Here is a 14,837-nt window from a genome sequence, read left to right on the forward strand (position 1 = left end):
GCTGCACCAGGAGTCAGGTCATGACAACTGAACAACACAACGGCAATGCAAGGGCGCTTGGGGGTAATAACTTCTCTGAGTTCAAGCGTGGCTGGCATGTGGTACTACTGGGGCTGTTCGGCATTTGCACCAGCATAACGGCTGCCCTGCTGTATGCCTTCGGAACCCTGGTCATTCCGCTGGAACAGGCTTTTGGCTGGAGCCGGGGTGACTTGCAGGCATCGATCACCTTTCTGTTCGCCGGCGTGGCGATTTCCACGCAATTGGTCGGGCCGCTCTATCGTCGCTACGGCTTGCGCCGCGTGGCGATCGTGTCGATCGTACTGCAGATCATCGGCTACTTCGCGATCACTCGAATTCAGGGTTCGATTGGCTGGTTGTACCTGGCGTTTTTTGCGATGCCGATAGTGTGTGCGGGGACCATTGCGATTACCTGGACGCAGCTGGTCAATTTCTGGTTCGAGCGTAATCGTGGCCTGGCATTGGCAGTAATCCTGTGTGGCACGGGGTTGATGGCGATGATCCTGCCGCCGCTGTTGTCGCGACTGATTGCTGCCTACGGCTGGCAAGCCGGTTTCATTGCCCTGGGTGCGATGCCGTTGCTGTTCACGCTGCCGCTGTCATTGATGTGGTTGCGCATGCCAGCGCAGGCCGTCCGCTCCGATTCGACGGTGCAGGAGGCGCTTCCCGAGCTGAGCGGCATGTCTTTCAAACAGGCGTTGCGTTCGGGCACCTACTGGGGCTTTAACGTCGCCCTGATTTTATCGGTGTCGTTGACCGTGGGTATGGTCACCAATATGGTGCCGATGCTGCAAAGCAAGGGCCTGAGTGCTCAGGAAGCCAGTCAGATTTTCAGTACGTTCGGCATTTCCATCATCGGTGGGCGCTTGTTGGTGGGCTATCTGTTGGACCGCTATTCGCCTTCTGTGGTCGCGGCCGTGAGCCTGGCGCTACCCGCGTTGGGTTGTGCCATCTTTCTTTTCGGGGGCGCTCAGAACATCCCGTTGCTGGTGCTCGCCACCTTGTGCATTGGCGCCAGTGCCGGGGCCGAGTTCGATCTGGCGGCATTCCTGATGGCACGGTATTTCGGCCTGAAAGACTACGCGCGAATCTTCGGTTTGCACTTGTGCCTGATCACAGTTGTTTCCGGGTTGGTGCCCATGCTGTTCGGTCATCTTTATGACGTGTACGGCAGCTACTCGGCGGTGCTGGTGTGTTGTTTCTGCTGCGCCATCATCGGCCCGACCATTCTGCTGTGGCTGAAGATGGAGCCGGCTTTTCTGGCTCGACAACAAGCCCTGCAAACACAGCAACACGCCTGAACCTTATCCGAGGATGAATGTGCAATGAGCATGGACAAACACGCAATCGAACACTTCCTGCACGGTCAGATCGACTGTTGGAACCGGGGTGACAAAGAAGGTTTTTTCGCGCACTACCGCAGCGTATCGAGCAATGGCCTGAGTATCGAATACGTGGGCAAGCCACAGCACGATGCCTGGCAGGTTCTGGAAGGGATGTGGGCGCAGCAGCAACCGAAGATTCGCGTCGAAGTGCGCCAATGTATCGTCAATGGCAATGAAGCGGCGTGTCATCACCTGAATGCTTTTCGCGAGCAGGAAGGTGGCATCGAGACAATTGAGTTGTATCGGTTCGAGGAAGGGAAGTTGTTTGTGAGGTACTTCATTAACCTGTAAGTGTTGAAGCCTTGATGCGAACAGCGCAGGCGCGATGCTTGCGCTGTTGGTAAGGATGGCTATACACCATCGGTGGAGAAGGACAGGTGGCGCCAGAGTTCGATTTCAGCAAGCATTTTGTTGAGCTTTTCGCTCACTTGCTGGTAGGCGTCTGAGCCTGCCAGGTAGCGCAACGGTGGATGCTCGCTGTTGGCCAGGTGCACCAGCGCTTCGCCCAGTTTTGCCGGGTTGCCGGTTTGCTGGTGGTTGTAGGCGGCCGACGCGTTTTTGATCTTGGCAGTGAAGGCTGCGTAATCTTCAAGTCCCCGTGTGCCAAAGATCGCGGAGCTGGGGTCGAGGAAGTCGGTACGGAATACGCCGGGCTCCACCAGCGTCACCTTGATACCGAACTGAGCCACTTCCTGGGCAAGCGATTCGGAAAAACCCTCTACGGCAAATTTAGACGCGCAATACAGTGCCGCTCCGCCCATCCCCACCACACCGCCCATCGACGACACATTGAAGACGTGACCGCTTCGCTGCCGGCGCATGACGGGCAATACCGCGCGGCAGACGTTAAACACCCCGAACACGTTGGTTGCAAATTGCTGGTCGGCTTCACTGGCGAGATTGTCTTCAAAGGGTGCCAGTTGGCCGTAGCCGGCATTGTTGACCAGCACATCGATTCGACCGAAGCGTTCCACCGCGGACTCTACGGCACCCAGTGCCTGGGCCCCGTCGGTCACGTCGAGTGCCACGGCCAGTACACGGTCGCCGTATTCGGAAAAGATGCTGTGCAGTGATTCGACGCGTCTTGCGCTGACCACAACCTTGTCCCCGTCGTCCAGGGCGGCTTTGGCAATGGCGGCGCCCAGGCCTCGGGCCGCACCGGTGACAAACCAGACTTTATTCATTGCATGGCTCCAGTCATTGCATGAAAAAGCCGCACTCAGTGCAGGGTGCGGCTATGGGTGTGGAGGGGGCGTGGGAGTCAGTCGCGGTTGGCCGCTTCCCAGGCTTTGAGGTCAAAGCCCTCTGCCGAGGCTTCGGCTGCGGTCAGCCTGGGCGCACGCGAGAGAATCTTGCGCGCAGCCATGTGATCGCCCATGCGATTACAGGACTCCACCGCCACCAATCGATCATTGCGGAAACACAGGACCGACAATTGCTTGTCCGCGGCCGAACCCAGGACAACGGTGCTGTCGTAGCCGTTGGAGAGCCCGGCAATCTGCAACTTGAGGTCACCCTGGTCAGTCCAGAACCATGGCAGGGCGCCGTAGGGTGCCGGTTTGCCCATCAGGCGGGCGGCTACGGCGCGGGCCTGATCCACCGCGTTCTGTACCGATTCCAAACGGGTATGTTTTTCGTCGTTCTGCAGGCAAGGGAAATTCGCAACGTCGCCCAAGGCTGAAATCCTTGGGTCGGAGGTGAGCAAGTTGGCGTCGACTTTGATGCCGTTTTCGATCGCCAGACCGGCTTCCGTTGCCAGTTGCGCATTTGGAATCACGCCAATGCCAAACACCACCAGATCGGCGGGCAGGGCGCGTCCATCGGCGGTTTGCACGGCGCAGACCTTGCCATTGTCACCGTCGATGCGGCTCAATCCCTCGCGGAAATCGAAGTGCACGCCCCATTGTTCATGCGCCTGGCGGAACAGTTCGGACATTTCCCGGGACACGGCTCGTGCCATCGGCCGTTCGGCCAGTTCCAGTACATGTACGTTGGCCCCTAGCGCCGCGGCCACGGCGGCGAACTCCAGGCCGATGAAGCCGGCACCAATGACCACGACGTTGCGCGCTGCCTTCGCCAGCGGCGCGAGCGCATCGGCATCGGCCTTGGTCTTGATGCCGAAGACTTGTGGCAATTCAGCCCCCGGTACCGGCAATGGTCGGTTGTGAGCGCCGGTGGCCAGGACCAGGTGGTCATAGTTGATGGCATCGCCCGAAGCCAGGACTACGCGACGGTTCTGGCGGTCAATGGCCGTCACCTGGTCGTGAAGCAGATCAATGCGCTGTGCCGTATAAAAGTCGGCCGGACGGAACAACAGATTGGTGTCCTGGATCTTGCCAAGCAAGTACGCCTTCGACAGCGGCGGGCGCTGGTAAGGCAGGCCGGGCTCATCGCCGATCAGGGTGATACGGCCTTCGTAACCTTCCTGGCGCAATGAGGTGGCGACCTGGAAGCCGGCTTGGCCAGCACCGACAATAACGACTGAGGCGAGGGTCATGACAACTCCTTGGAACGTGTTCAGAATTGCGAAGCAGGCAAGTGCAATACCATGCCGTCCATCTCTTCGCTGATGATCAATTGGCAGCTCAGTCGACTGTTGTCACGGCGCTCGAACGCGTATTCGAGCATGTCGTTTTCCATGCTTTCCGCTGCTTGTACTTTGCTCAGCCAGGCATCGTCGACATAGGTATGGCAAGTGGCGCAGCTGCAAGCACCACCGCAGTCGGCGGGAATGCCCGGTACCGAAGCGAAGGTCGCGGCTTGCATGACCGATTGGCCAATGTCGCCTTTGACCTGATGGGCGGTGCCGTTGTGTTCGATAAACGTCAGAGTGGGCATGTTCTGCTCCAGTTTTTGTTGGGGGCTCAGGATTGGCTGGGGAGTGGTTGCGCATGGAAACGCGGCACCCGCCCAAGGGTCAGTAACAAAAGGGGGCCGATCAGGCAGCAGGCGGCGCTGTAGACCAGCATCGCCGTGTAGGAACCGGTGCGTGCCAGCAGATAGGCGAAAAGCAACGGGGCCAATGCCGAGGCCACGGTGTTGAGACCTTGATGGACGCCAAACAGGCGGCCGTACTCACGCAAACCGAAGTAGCGCGCAATCAGGAAAGCGGCAATATCGAATTCTGCCCCGGCGCCAAAACCGACCAATACCGCTGCCAGCAGCAGGGGCGCGAACTCAGTGGTCGGGCTCAGGTAGATGAAGCAGCCGATGGCCGGCAGCACCAGGCTCAGTGCCGACACCGCCGGCGGCCACAGGCGATCGAGCAGGTAGCCAATCAGCATGCGGCCGAAGATCAGCGAAATGCCAAAACCGCCAAAAATTGTTGCAGCCTCGGCAGCGGAAAGACCCCTGGCTTGCAGCATGGGCACGGTGCTGGTGACCATGCCGACAATTGAAGAGATCACCAGGCTGAGTGCCAGGTTGCAGGTCCAGAACTTCAACGAACCCATGCCTTCGCGAAACCCCATGCCTGGTAGCTGTTCCAGAGCCCTGCTGCTGTCCCGGTCATTTGCTGCAGTGGGCAGCTTGAACCACAGCAGAATCAGCGGTAGCAGCACTAGCAAATTAAGCAGCGCGAGAATCACGAAAGCCGCACGCCAATCCCATTGCTCAATGCCCCAGGCCATCAAGCGTGGGATGGTGGCGGCGGTCACCCCGGTACCGGAAAGCCCTATGGCCAGCGCAAGGCCGCGATTGCGGTCGAACCACAGGCTGATCAGCTGCGTCCAGGTCACGGCCAGGGCGCCCATGCCAACGATTGGCAGCAAGGCAAAGGCGATGTACATCGACCAAATCGATTGAGTCAGTTGAGTGGTCGCCAGGTAACCGATCGACAACAGCAACAGGGAGATGACGGTAATGCGCTTCATGCCATAGCGCAGGTTGAACCAGCCCACGAGCTGCAACGACACCACCGCCCCCCCAAACAGAAAGGTGATGCACGCCTGCAGTTCGCTTTTGCTCCAGCCAAACGCATCGCCCAAGGGCACGACCAACGTGCCGAAGCCGTAGAGCAGGGCGGCATTGATGCTGATGGCAACGCCGGCGACCGCCAGGATGAGGATCTTCCAGCCTTGGCGGAATTCGTGAAGATCAATGGCCGCTTCATTTTTTGAAGGGTGCATGGGGTTGGCTTCCTTATAGGTTTTGTTGAGCCAAGCACTGCTGCAGGTGACGGGAGTCACGACTGCGCGCAGGTTCTTTAAACAGAATTCGATCTTTTATTCAGAATAAAATCAGGATTTTCCCTTTGTCCAGCACAGCCATCTGACTCACAGACAAACGAATTTCCTGCGTCAAACAGGCCTTTTGAATCAGTCTGTTCAACATCCAGTCGCTTCAAGCCCACCAAGGTGTTTTGCGAGCGCCGATGACTGCCAGCATATCCGCGATAAAAATTAATTGCACATAAAATAAATAAGTGTTCATAATTTGCTGCGACTGGACCTGATAAGGAGAAAAAAAGTGAGTTCAGAAAAAGCGCAATTCAAAGCTGTGGCAGACCGTAGCCGCTGCTGTGGTTACGGTCTGTGTGCCGCAATCTGCCCCAGCCTGTACAAACTGGATGCCGATGGTCTGGTGTACATGGACGATGCCCGTGTACCGCCCGAACTGGAGGAAGAAGCCCGTGAAGGTGCCGCCGCCTGCCCGGCGGAGGCGATCTGGCTTGAGCCCCTGACACCGGAAGATCAAGGCGTTTGAGGGTGTGAGCAGCAGTCGTCACTGATAACTACAGCGTTGAGGATGTGCGGATGGGACGTTTACCCAACAAAGTTGCATTGATCACCGGTACCGGTGGTGGCCAGGGCCGGGCCGCGGCGCTGCGTTTTGCCCGCGAAGGGGCGATTGTGGTCGGCTGCGACTTCAATGCCGAAGGTCATGAAGAGACCGCAGCCTTGATGCGAGCCGAGGGTTTCACCCTTTACGGCTCGGCACCGGTGGACCTCGGTGATCATGAACAGGCCAAGGCCTGGATCGATGCCGCTGTCGCTGAACATGGCCGCATCGACATTCTGTACAACAATGCGTCCGCTGCCCGTTTCGGGTTGGTCAGTGAAATGTCGATTGAAGATTGGCAATTCACGCTGCGCAACGAAATCGACCTGCTGTTCTACACCACAAAATATGCCTGGAATCACTTGGCTGAGCAGCGCGGGGTGATCATCAACGTGTCCTCGACTGCCGCCTGGGGTGGTTCAAAGGTTGCGGGCATTGCTGCGCATTCAGCCGCCAAGGGCGCAGTGGTGTCTTTCACCCGACAAGTTGCTGTGGAAGGGGCGCCGTTCGGCATTCGCGCAGTCAGCCTGAGCCCCGGCTTTGTCGCCACTCCGGGCACTCGGCCGTTCCTGGAGGACCCGAAAATGCGCGCCATGTTGCTGGACGGTGTCTTGATGGATCGGCCTGGCGAGCCAGAAGAAGTCGTGGCAATGGCGGTTTTCATCGCTTCTGACGAGGCGTCGTTCATTACCGGTTCGGACATCGTTATCGATGGCGGGTTACTGGCGATCTGATACGCGTGACGGCAGGGCAGGTGCCATCGGCACCTTTTCATCTCGAACAATAACAAGGTGAAATAACGTGGACATCATTGGTATCGGTTACATGGGGTTCGAGACCCCCAACCTTGAAGCGTGGCGTGAGTATGGCCCGCAGGTGATGGGCTTCGGTATCGGCAAGAATCCTGAAAGTGACCCCGAGTCGCTGTACTTCAGGATCGACGATCGTCGCCATCGCTTCGCTTTTCATCCAGGCACAGTAGATCGCATTGCCTACATTGGCTGGGAAGCGGTAGGGCGCATGGCCTTCGAGGACGGTATCAAAAAACTCGCGGCAGCCAATGTCGAATACACCCGTGGCGACGCAAAATTGTGTGAGATGCGAGGCGTGCGTGAGCTCGTCCGTTTTCGCGACCCGGTGGGCTACCAGCATGAACTGTTCTACGGGCAAAAGTGGTTGCCGCGCTCGTTCCAGCCTGGGCGTCCACACAGCGGTTTCCTCGCTGATGAGCGTGGTGCCGGCCATGTGGTGCTGATCACCCCGGACTACACCCCGGAACTGGAAGACTTCCTGCTCAATGTCATGGGTTTCAGCTGGTATGGCGCGGGCGCGGGCAAGGGGCGCACCGGTTTCTTCCGTTCCAAGCTCAACCACCACACCAGTCATGACATTGCCTACGGTCACGGTCCGGGCCGTATGGGCGTGCAACACGTCGGGCTGTTTGTGCGCAATGTGCGCGACGTCGGTGAAACCTACGACATCGTGCGTCAGCGTGAACTGCCGATGATGATGACCCTGGGTCAACATGCCCAGGATCCGCATCTGTCCTTCTATCATTTCAACCCGTCCGGATTTGCCTTCGAAACCATCGCGGAAATCGAGCCCTGGCAGGGCGACCCCTACGAGTTGAACCCAGAAAAGCTCAGCCTGTGGGGCCACGAAATGGTCGGGCCGATCCTGGGCACCAGCGTCAAGACGCCGGAAGAAGTACTCGACCCCGAGTACCTGCCCATCTATCTGGCCAAACGCTGACATGCGCCTGGCGCGGGTCGAGTTGGCTGGGCAGGCGTTTTGGGCGTTGATTGACGCGCATGACGAGCGTCTGCGCAGGATTGACGCGCCGTTCGCCCAGTGGGCCGGGCTAGGCTCGGAGCTTGAGCCGGAAGCGCTCGATCTGGTGGGTGAGTGGTTGCCAATGTCTGCGGCACGTCTGCTTGTGCCACTGGAGACGGGCGCCAGGGTGTTTGGCGTAGGGCTCAATTATCTGAGCCATCTCCAGCGCCTGGGTAGTGATGCGCCTGCGCACCCGCTGGCTTACATCAAGCCGGAGTCTGCGCTGGTTGGTGCCGAGGATGAGATCGAATATCCGCCGTTGACCCGCCAGCTCGATTACGAAGTGGAACTGGTCGCCGTGGTTGGGCGCCCTCTGGGGGCACAGCCCAATGCCAGCGATTGCTTGCTGGGGTACACGGTGGGCAATGACATCAGTGCGCGCGACGCCGGTAAACAGATTGGGCGCCTTGACCTGTTGACCCAGAAGGCCATGGACCGTACCACCCCGGTCGGCCCCTGGATTGTCACGGCGGATGAATTGGGAATAGCAGGCCAGCCCGCACTGGACATGCGCCTGAGCGTCAATGATGAGCTTCGTCAGCAAGACAATACACGGCAGATGATTTTTGCCCTGGACGAGCTGCTCAATTATCTGGATGCGCGCATCAGCCTGCGTCCCGGGGATCTGGTGTTTACCGGGTCAACCCACGGCGTGGGCCTGGAAAGCGGGCGCTTTTTACAGCCTGGTGATCGGATCGAGGCCGACATCCAGGGCATCGGTCGACTGCGCAATACCATCGCTCCACCACGTCAGCTCACCCCCGCGCGTGCAGTCGGGCGACTGGGTCAACCGCTGGAAAACTGAACAACCTTTTCGACAGGCTGAAACGCTGAGGAGTATTGATGAGCGAGGGCTCGGCGTGGGCGCCGTTTCGCAACAAGGCGTTCCGCGGCTTATGGCTGGCAGGGGCGGTGATCAACATGGCGATCTGGATGCAGACGGTCGCGGCGGCGTGGATCATGACCACGTTAAGCACATCGGCGGCAATGGTGTCTCTGGTACAAACCGCCGTAACTCTGCCGGTCTTTCTGTTTGCCTTCCCCGGTGGCGTGATAGCTGATCGGGTGGAGCGTCGTCGTTGGCTGATCATTACCCAGTGCTTGATGCTGTTCGCTGCCCTGGTGCTCTGCGCACTGGCGTACAGCGCGCGTCTGGAAACCTGGGGATTGTTGGCATTCACTTTCGTGCTGGGCACCGGCAGCGCCTTGGGAATGTCGGCATGGATGGTGACCATGGTCAGCGTCATTTCGCGGGACCAGGTGCCGGCAGCGGTGTCGCTGAACGGCATCGCCATCAATGCCACCCGAGCACTGGGGCCAGCGCTCGCGGGCGCGCTGATTGCCTACTGGAACTCCGCCTCGGTGTTTCTGGTAATAGCGCTGTGCTTGCTCGCCGTGTTGCTCTTTCTCTTTACCCTCAAACCCAATCCGCCAGCGACGGGTTTGCCACCGGAAACCCTGACCGGTGGCATGCGCAGCGGTCTGCGCTACATCCGCCATTCGGCGGTGCTGTTCAATGCGCTGAAGCAGGTCCTGGTGTTTACCAGCAGTGCCAGTGCCTTGTGGGCATTGATGCCATTGGTTGCCAAGGGGCAATTGGGCATGGAGGCAGGTGGTTACGGTTTGCTCATGGCGTTTCTGGGAGCGGGTGCTGTATTGGCAGCTGTTGTCTTGCCGCGCTTGTATCGCTCGCTCAGCATGCGGCATTTGCTGATCGGCGGCACCGTCGCCTTTGCGGTTGCCACCCTGACGGCTGCACTGTCGCGTAATCACTATGTGGTCTGCGTGATGATGTTGCTCGCCGGGTTTGGCTGGATGGCGGTCAACGCGACCATTTCCACGGTTGTGCAGACGTACGCGGCCAACTGGGTGCGTGCACGGGTCGCGTCGGTCTACGTATTGATCCTCATGGGCGCGATGGCCGCTGGTGGCGCTGTCTGGGGTACGCTGGCGCAGGTATTGGGGGTCACCGAAAGCCTGTTACTGGCAACGCTGTTGTTGCTGGTCGGCATACTGCTGACGCGCAACGGTCGAATAGAACTCGGGCAGGAAGCTGATTTTGCCGAAGTGCACGTGGCCGACAATCTGCAGCAGGGCAGCCTTGAGTTACATGGCGAAGGACCGGTATCGGTCGAGATCGTGTATCAGGTGGCCGCTGCCGATCGCGACGACTTTCTGAAGGCCGTGTATGCCGTGGGCAAGGCGCGTAGGCGCAATGGGGCGCAGAATTGGCGCTTGTACCGCGACATGGCCGACTCACAGCTTTTCAGTGAGCGTTTCATTGTCGAGTCGTGGCTGGATTACTTGCGTCAGCAAGTTCGGGTGACCCAGGCCGACCAGATCCAGGAGCGCCGCCTTGAGCGTTTTCGTCGCGAAGACCTGCAAACCCGTCGGCTGATTTACCAGCCACTGGAGAAGCAAACTCACTAAATTGTTCGGGTAATTTCCAGATAAAACTTTTACGTCGTTATTCATTCTCAGGTTAGAATGCCGGCACCTCAAAGTGACTGGATCGGGCATGGACTTCATTGACGTCAACGACACTACCAAAGCGGCCGGCGCAACCCTCGTCAAGCCCGTTTCCAACGCCATACGCATTCTGCGCTATCTCAGCCAGGTGGGAACACCGGAGCGCTCGGTGGACATTGCCCGCCAATTGAAAATAAACCCCAGTACTTGCTTCAACATCCTGCGTACGTTGGTGCAGGAGGATGTTGTCGATTTCAGCGCACTGTCCAAACGCTATTCGGTGGGTTTGGGCCTTGCGCGCCTGGTCGAACAGGTGGTCACACAGGGACATCGCGTGCAGATGGCCAAGCCCTTGTTGCAAAACCTGGCCGCGCGCCAACGGGTAACCATCACTCTGTGGCGCAAAATGAGCCCGGACCGCATTGTCATTGTCGCCTCTGCTGCGAGTCCGACCGATGTGCGTATCGATATGGCTGAAGGTCAGCGCCTGCCGATCCTGATGGGCGCCAGTGGACGCCTGTTCGCGACCCAGATCGACCTCGACGACCCGGAAGTGCAGGGCAGCTTCGACACCATTCGTTGGGCACAGCCTTTATCGCTGGAGGTTTACCGCGAAGAGGTGAGACAAGCGGCCGAGCGCGGTTGGGCGCTGGACGATGGGCATTTTTCCGGCGGCATCCTGGCGATTGCCGCACCGGTCTATTCGCCGAACCACAGCATCGACTTCACGGTTTCAGCCGTGATGTTCCGCGGGCAACGGGATGAAGCAGGCCTTGCCGACCTGGGCAAGGCACTGATCGAATTCTGTAACGAAGTGGCCGGCGTTCTCTACTGAGACACGACGTTACTCGCGTACCAGCAGCAGGCTGCCTCCCAACGGGCCGCCACCGGCGGCTACGGTACTGACACTGTGTTCACGGGTTTGCCGACCTTCGGCACGCCCCCACAGTTGCAGGCAAGCCTCATGCACATAGCCCAGCCCATGGGTTCGGCCACCCGAGAGCTGCCCGCCGTTGGTATTGAGTGGCAGGCTGCCATCCAGGGCGATGCGGCTACCGCCATCAACGAAAGCGCCACTTTCTCCGGCAGGGCACAAGCCCAGGGCTTCCAGCCAGATCATGGTCAGAATCGAAAAACCGTCATACAACTGCGCGGAGCCGACGTCCTGCGGGGTGTAGTCGGTGCGTGCCCACATCATCTGGCCGACGTCGAAAGCCGCCATTTTGGTCAGCGATATCTGGTCCCACGACCACGGCTGATTCAGCGCTGCGCCCATGGCCTCGATGCGAATCGGCTGGTTTGGCAGATCTTGAGCGATTTCGCGGCGCGACAACACAATGGCGGTGGAACCATCGCAATGCACGTCGCAATCGAACATGCGTAACGGCGAGGAAATCATCCGCGAGGCCATGTAATCGTCCATGCTCATCGGCGTGCGATACAGCGCCTTGGGATTGCGCATGGCGTTCTGCCGACACGTCAGGGCGATTTGTGCCAACTGTTCGGGGCGTGTGCCGTATTCATGGAAATGACGCTGGGCATACAGTGCCATCAGATTGATGCCTGACTGCACATTGAAGGGTGTAAACCATTGCCAGGCGTAGCTGCTGTCGCGACCCTGGGTTTTATTGGTCAGCGCACCCGCCTGTTTGTTGGTCATGCGGGCCGACGCTTCGGTGATGGTGCGAAATACCAGTACGTGTTTGCACAGGCCGGCCGCAATCGCCATGGCCCCGTTGATCACTCCGGTGAGCGGGCCGGGTCCTTCATAGCCACCGCCAAACCAGTTGACGTTGAGTCCCAGGGCACTTTTCAGGGCGCTGGGGCCGACCGGCGAAAACGGGTCGCCATTGTTGTTGTCACCCGGCCAGCAGGCCACACCGTCAATGTCGCTGCGCTGCAGGCCCGCGTCGGCGATGGCTTCCAGGCATGCGTCCAGGGTCAGGCGCATTGCCGATTTGCTTGACGGTCTGCCGATTTCCGATTGACCGATGCCGGTGATGGCGACGTCTTTTTCATAACGATGATCGAACATCACTGATCCTTCTCGAACAGAGGCAACCAAACATCCTCGACATTGAGGAAGCTGACCCGTACCGGCATGTCGATGTGCACATCCGTGACCGGCAGGCCCACCACGTTGCTCACGAACTGCAGGCCAGGTTGTTCCGCCAGCTCAATGATCGCGACCACATAGGGCACCTCAAGGTCGGGGTTCCAGGCCTGATAGTTGATGGTGTAGCTGAGCACTTTGCCCTTGCCGGACACCGCTTTGGGCGCCACTTCGAAGCTGGCGCAGTGGGGGCACAACGGTGCGGGCGGATGGAAATAGCGGCTACAGGCCGCACAGTGATGAATGAGCAATTCGCCCTGTTCGCCGCCTTGCCAGAAGGCGCGGTTGTCGGCGTTGAGTGCAGGAAGTTTTCTAGGCATCAGCGGTCCGCAGGTGAATGTTTGACTTGAAGTCATACGGTATCATTTGTACATATTTTCTAAAAGTGTCATATATTCACCTGAAAGAAGGCGCGGCTCGACCGTCCGCGCGGTAAAACAACAACAAGAGGATTTCACGATGTCCCAGTCATTACTGGACAAGAGAATTGTCGTCACCGGCGGCTTTGGCGCTCTCGGCAGCGCGTTGGGTAAGTGCCTGCTGGCTTGTGGCGCGAAGGTTGCGTTGCTGGACCGGGCCGAAGTCCCGGCTGTCTTGCTGGATACCGAGAACCTGTTGTGCCTCGGTAGTGTCGACCTGACCTCGAGCGAGTCCGCCAGTGCTGCATTTACGCAAGTCGCGGCACAGATGGGTGGTATTGATGGGTTGGTCAATGTTGCCGGCGGTTTTGCCTGGGAAACCATCGAAGGTGGCACCCTGGAGACCTGGGATCGCCTTTATCAGATGAACGTGCGCACTGCCGTAGTCAGTTCGCAATCGGCGCTGCCACAGTTATTGGCTTCCCACGCCGGGCGCATCGTCAACATCGGTGCACTGGCATCGGTCAAGGCAGCAACCGGAATGGGCGCCTACGCGGCTTCCAAGGCCGGTGTTGCGCGCTTGACCGAAGCCTTGGCAGAGGAACTGAAGGACCGTGGTGTGACGGTTAACGCTGTGTTGCCAAGCATTATCGACACCCCCGCCAACCGTGCCGACATGCCTGATGCCGACAGCAGCCGCTGGGTCACGCCGCAGGCGCTGGCGGCCGTGGTTGCGTTTCTGCTGTCGGACGATGCCGCCGCGGTCACCGGCGCGTTGCTGCCAGTGAGTGGTCGCGTATGAGACTGGTGACCTATACCGACGCCGACGGTTTTGATCGCGCGGGTGCGCTGTTGAATCAGGATCAGCAAGTGCTGGACCTGCAAAACGCGTATCGCTTGCTGGAAAGCCGCGACAGTGTGGCCTTGACCAGTATTCTGGCCCTGGTGGAAGCCGGTGAGCCGGCTTTGGAGCTGGCGCGTTCGCTCGTGGCCAAGGCGCCATCGGCGGCAGTGCTGGAGCGTTCCAGTGTGAAACTGCGAGCACCGATTCAGCCTCCGCCACAAATGCGCGATTGCTCCTGTTTCGAACTTCATCTACGTCAAAGTTTCGCGGCGGCCCGTCGTGCTCGTGCGTTGCGCACCGAAGATCCGGACGCCACCTTAAAGGCGATGAACACTCGCGCCGACGACCGGGTGATCGAGACCTTCAACAAGCAGCCCATCTACTACAAGGGCAACCGTTTTGCTGTGATTGGCATTGACGATGAGTTCCAGTGGCCGAGCTTCAGTCGGGCAATGGACTTCGAGCTGGAGTTCGGCTGCTACATCGGCAAACGCGGCAAGGACATCAGCCGAGAGGCTGCCCGCGCCCATATCGTCGGTTACACCATCTTCAACGACATGAGTGCCCGAGACGCCCAGGCCCTGGAAATGCCCGGCATGCTCGGCCCGGCCAAGAGCAAGGATTTCGACACCGCCAATATCATGGGGCCGTGCCTGGTCACCGCTGATGAACTGGGGGATCCCTATGACCTGAACATGATTGCCCGGGTCAACGGAGAGGAATGGGGGCGCGGTAATACCCGCGACATGCGCTGGAGTTTTGAAGACGTCATCGCCCATGTTTCTCGCTCGGAAACCCTGTATCCCGGCGAGTTCCTGGGCTCGGGCACCGTGGGTAACGGCTGTGGGCTAGAGCAGTTGCGCTATTTGAAGCCCGGCGATGTGGTTGAGCTGGAGATCGATGGCATCGGTGTGCTGCGTACTCAAGTGGGCACGGCGGCTGTAAGGAATTGATGGTCCTGCGCATGAATGAAGGATTTGCTTACATCTCGAAGCGAATTCTATGTACAGAAATAGGAAAAGTGTCTTATATTT

General features: G+C 59.0%; 16 protein-coding genes. 10 read left to right on the top strand and 6 right to left on the bottom strand.

Annotated features, from left to right (window positions below):
• Positions 1-20: 20 nt before the first annotated feature.
• The gene (locus EIY72_RS10145; protein WP_093224108.1) at positions 21-1,322 is read left to right on the top strand and encodes an MFS transporter; all 1,302 of its coding nucleotides are present in this window, start codon (positions 21-23) and stop codon (positions 1,320-1,322) included.
• A 24-nt stretch (positions 1,323-1,346) separates the two neighbouring features.
• A complete protein-coding gene (locus EIY72_RS10150) occupies positions 1,347-1,697 on the top strand; it encodes a nuclear transport factor 2 family protein (RefSeq protein ID WP_093224106.1) in 351 nt (116 codons plus the stop codon).
• A 59-nt stretch (positions 1,698-1,756) separates the two neighbouring features.
• Here the strand turns inward: EIY72_RS10150 and EIY72_RS10155 are convergent, their stop codons facing one another.
• From EIY72_RS10155 to EIY72_RS10170, 4 genes are all read right to left on the bottom strand, one after another.
• Positions 1,757-2,590: an oxidoreductase gene (locus tag EIY72_RS10155; protein ID WP_093224104.1), complete on the bottom strand. Its 834-nt coding sequence runs from the start codon at positions 2,588-2,590 to the stop codon at positions 1,757-1,759.
• 77 nt (positions 2,591-2,667) lie between these two features.
• Positions 2,668-3,903 (bottom strand): NAD(P)/FAD-dependent oxidoreductase, encoded by a 1,236-nt coding sequence (locus tag EIY72_RS10160; protein WP_093224102.1) that lies wholly within the window; start codon positions 3,901-3,903, stop codon positions 2,668-2,670.
• Positions 3,904-3,923: 20 nt separating this feature from the next.
• The gene (locus EIY72_RS10165; RefSeq protein ID WP_093224100.1) at positions 3,924-4,244 is read right to left on the bottom strand and encodes a 2Fe-2S iron-sulfur cluster-binding protein; all 321 of its coding nucleotides are present in this window, start codon (positions 4,242-4,244) and stop codon (positions 3,924-3,926) included.
• 26 nt (positions 4,245-4,270) lie between these two features.
• Entirely contained in the window at positions 4,271-5,533 is a 1,263-nt protein-coding gene (locus EIY72_RS10170) for an MFS transporter (RefSeq protein WP_093224098.1), read from the bottom strand.
• A gap of 340 nt (positions 5,534-5,873) precedes the next feature.
• Between EIY72_RS10170 and EIY72_RS10175 the strand changes: the two genes are divergently transcribed.
• The 6 genes from EIY72_RS10175 to EIY72_RS10200 all read left to right on the top strand — a co-directional run bounded on the left by EIY72_RS10175 (position 5,874) and on the right by EIY72_RS10200 (position 11,322).
• Positions 5,874-6,110, top strand: a complete 237-nt coding sequence (locus EIY72_RS10175) for a ferredoxin (protein ID WP_093224096.1) — start codon at positions 5,874-5,876, stop codon at positions 6,108-6,110.
• Between the two features lie 50 nt (positions 6,111-6,160).
• The gene (locus tag EIY72_RS10180) at positions 6,161-6,919 is read left to right on the top strand and encodes an SDR family NAD(P)-dependent oxidoreductase (protein WP_093224094.1); all 759 of its coding nucleotides are present in this window, start codon (positions 6,161-6,163) and stop codon (positions 6,917-6,919) included.
• A gap of 67 nt (positions 6,920-6,986) precedes the next feature.
• The gene (locus EIY72_RS10185) at positions 6,987-7,937 is read left to right on the top strand and encodes a VOC family protein (protein ID WP_093224092.1); all 951 of its coding nucleotides are present in this window, start codon (positions 6,987-6,989) and stop codon (positions 7,935-7,937) included.
• Position 7,938: 1 nt separating this feature from the next.
• Positions 7,939-8,823 (top strand): fumarylacetoacetate hydrolase family protein, encoded by an 885-nt coding sequence (locus EIY72_RS10190; RefSeq protein WP_093224090.1) that lies wholly within the window; start codon positions 7,939-7,941, stop codon positions 8,821-8,823.
• Positions 8,824-8,861: 38 nt separating this feature from the next.
• The gene (locus tag EIY72_RS10195) at positions 8,862-10,448 is read left to right on the top strand and encodes an MFS transporter (protein ID WP_093224088.1); all 1,587 of its coding nucleotides are present in this window, start codon (positions 8,862-8,864) and stop codon (positions 10,446-10,448) included.
• A gap of 88 nt (positions 10,449-10,536) precedes the next feature.
• Positions 10,537-11,322 carry an IclR family transcriptional regulator gene (locus tag EIY72_RS10200; RefSeq protein ID WP_093224086.1) on the top strand — a complete coding sequence of 262 codons (786 nt, stop codon included), beginning with the start codon at positions 10,537-10,539 and terminating at the stop codon, positions 11,320-11,322.
• A gap of 9 nt (positions 11,323-11,331) precedes the next feature.
• Here the strand turns inward: EIY72_RS10200 and EIY72_RS10205 are convergent, their stop codons facing one another.
• Positions 11,332-12,522 (bottom strand): thiolase family protein, encoded by a 1,191-nt coding sequence (locus EIY72_RS10205; protein ID WP_093224084.1) that lies wholly within the window; start codon positions 12,520-12,522, stop codon positions 11,332-11,334.
• Positions 12,522-12,920, bottom strand: coding sequence for a Zn-ribbon domain-containing OB-fold protein (locus tag EIY72_RS10210; protein ID WP_093230652.1), 399 nt, complete (start codon positions 12,918-12,920; stop codon positions 12,522-12,524). Before EIY72_RS10210 ends, EIY72_RS10205 begins: the two co-directional genes overlap by 1 nt.
• 139 nt (positions 12,921-13,059) lie before the next feature.
• On the opposite strand from EIY72_RS10210, the gene EIY72_RS10215 reads away from it, so the two are divergent.
• The gene (locus EIY72_RS10215) at positions 13,060-13,761 is read left to right on the top strand and encodes an SDR family NAD(P)-dependent oxidoreductase (protein WP_093224082.1); all 702 of its coding nucleotides are present in this window, start codon (positions 13,060-13,062) and stop codon (positions 13,759-13,761) included.
• Positions 13,758-14,756 (top strand): fumarylacetoacetate hydrolase family protein, encoded by a 999-nt coding sequence (locus EIY72_RS10220; protein ID WP_093224080.1) that lies wholly within the window; start codon positions 13,758-13,760, stop codon positions 14,754-14,756. Before EIY72_RS10215 ends, EIY72_RS10220 begins: the two co-directional genes overlap by 4 nt.
• Positions 14,757-14,837 lie beyond the last annotated feature (81 nt).

The organism is Pseudomonas vancouverensis (genome assembly GCF_004348895.1).
Taxonomy (GTDB): domain Bacteria; phylum Pseudomonadota; class Gammaproteobacteria; order Pseudomonadales; family Pseudomonadaceae; genus Aquipseudomonas; species Aquipseudomonas vancouverensis.

What these genes read in the sequence shown, in the direction of transcription:
- EIY72_RS10165 (WP_093224100.1), bottom strand. Translation starts at nt 4,244, where the DNA reads ATGCCCACTCTGACGTTTATCGAACACAACGGCACCGCCCATCAGGTC.
- EIY72_RS10190 (WP_093224090.1), top strand. Translation starts at nt 7,939, where the DNA reads ATGCGCCTGGCGCGGGTCGAGTTGGCTGGGCAGGCGTTTTGGGCGTTG.
- EIY72_RS10180 (WP_093224094.1), top strand. Translation starts at nt 6,161, where the DNA reads ATGGGACGTTTACCCAACAAAGTTGCATTGATCACCGGTACCGGTGGT.
- EIY72_RS10210 (WP_093230652.1), bottom strand. Translation starts at nt 12,920, where the DNA reads ATGCCTAGAAAACTTCCTGCACTCAACGCCGACAACCGCGCCTTCTGG.
- EIY72_RS10215 (WP_093224082.1), top strand. Translation starts at nt 13,060, where the DNA reads ATGTCCCAGTCATTACTGGACAAGAGAATTGTCGTCACCGGCGGCTTT.
- EIY72_RS10145 (WP_093224108.1), top strand. Translation starts at nt 21, where the DNA reads ATGACAACTGAACAACACAACGGCAATGCAAGGGCGCTTGGGGGTAAT.
- EIY72_RS10160 (WP_093224102.1), bottom strand. Translation starts at nt 3,903, where the DNA reads ATGACCCTCGCCTCAGTCGTTATTGTCGGTGCTGGCCAAGCCGGCTTC.
- EIY72_RS10195 (WP_093224088.1), top strand. Translation starts at nt 8,862, where the DNA reads ATGAGCGAGGGCTCGGCGTGGGCGCCGTTTCGCAACAAGGCGTTCCGC.
- EIY72_RS10220 (WP_093224080.1), top strand. Translation starts at nt 13,758, where the DNA reads ATGAGACTGGTGACCTATACCGACGCCGACGGTTTTGATCGCGCGGGT.
- EIY72_RS10155 (WP_093224104.1), bottom strand. Translation starts at nt 2,590, where the DNA reads ATGAATAAAGTCTGGTTTGTCACCGGTGCGGCCCGAGGCCTGGGCGCC.
- EIY72_RS10200 (WP_093224086.1), top strand. Translation starts at nt 10,537, where the DNA reads ATGGACTTCATTGACGTCAACGACACTACCAAAGCGGCCGGCGCAACC.
- EIY72_RS10170 (WP_093224098.1), bottom strand. Translation starts at nt 5,533, where the DNA reads ATGCACCCTTCAAAAAATGAAGCGGCCATTGATCTTCACGAATTCCGC.
- EIY72_RS10205 (WP_093224084.1), bottom strand. Translation starts at nt 12,522, where the DNA reads ATGTTCGATCATCGTTATGAAAAAGACGTCGCCATCACCGGCATCGGT.
- EIY72_RS10150 (WP_093224106.1), top strand. Translation starts at nt 1,347, where the DNA reads ATGAGCATGGACAAACACGCAATCGAACACTTCCTGCACGGTCAGATC.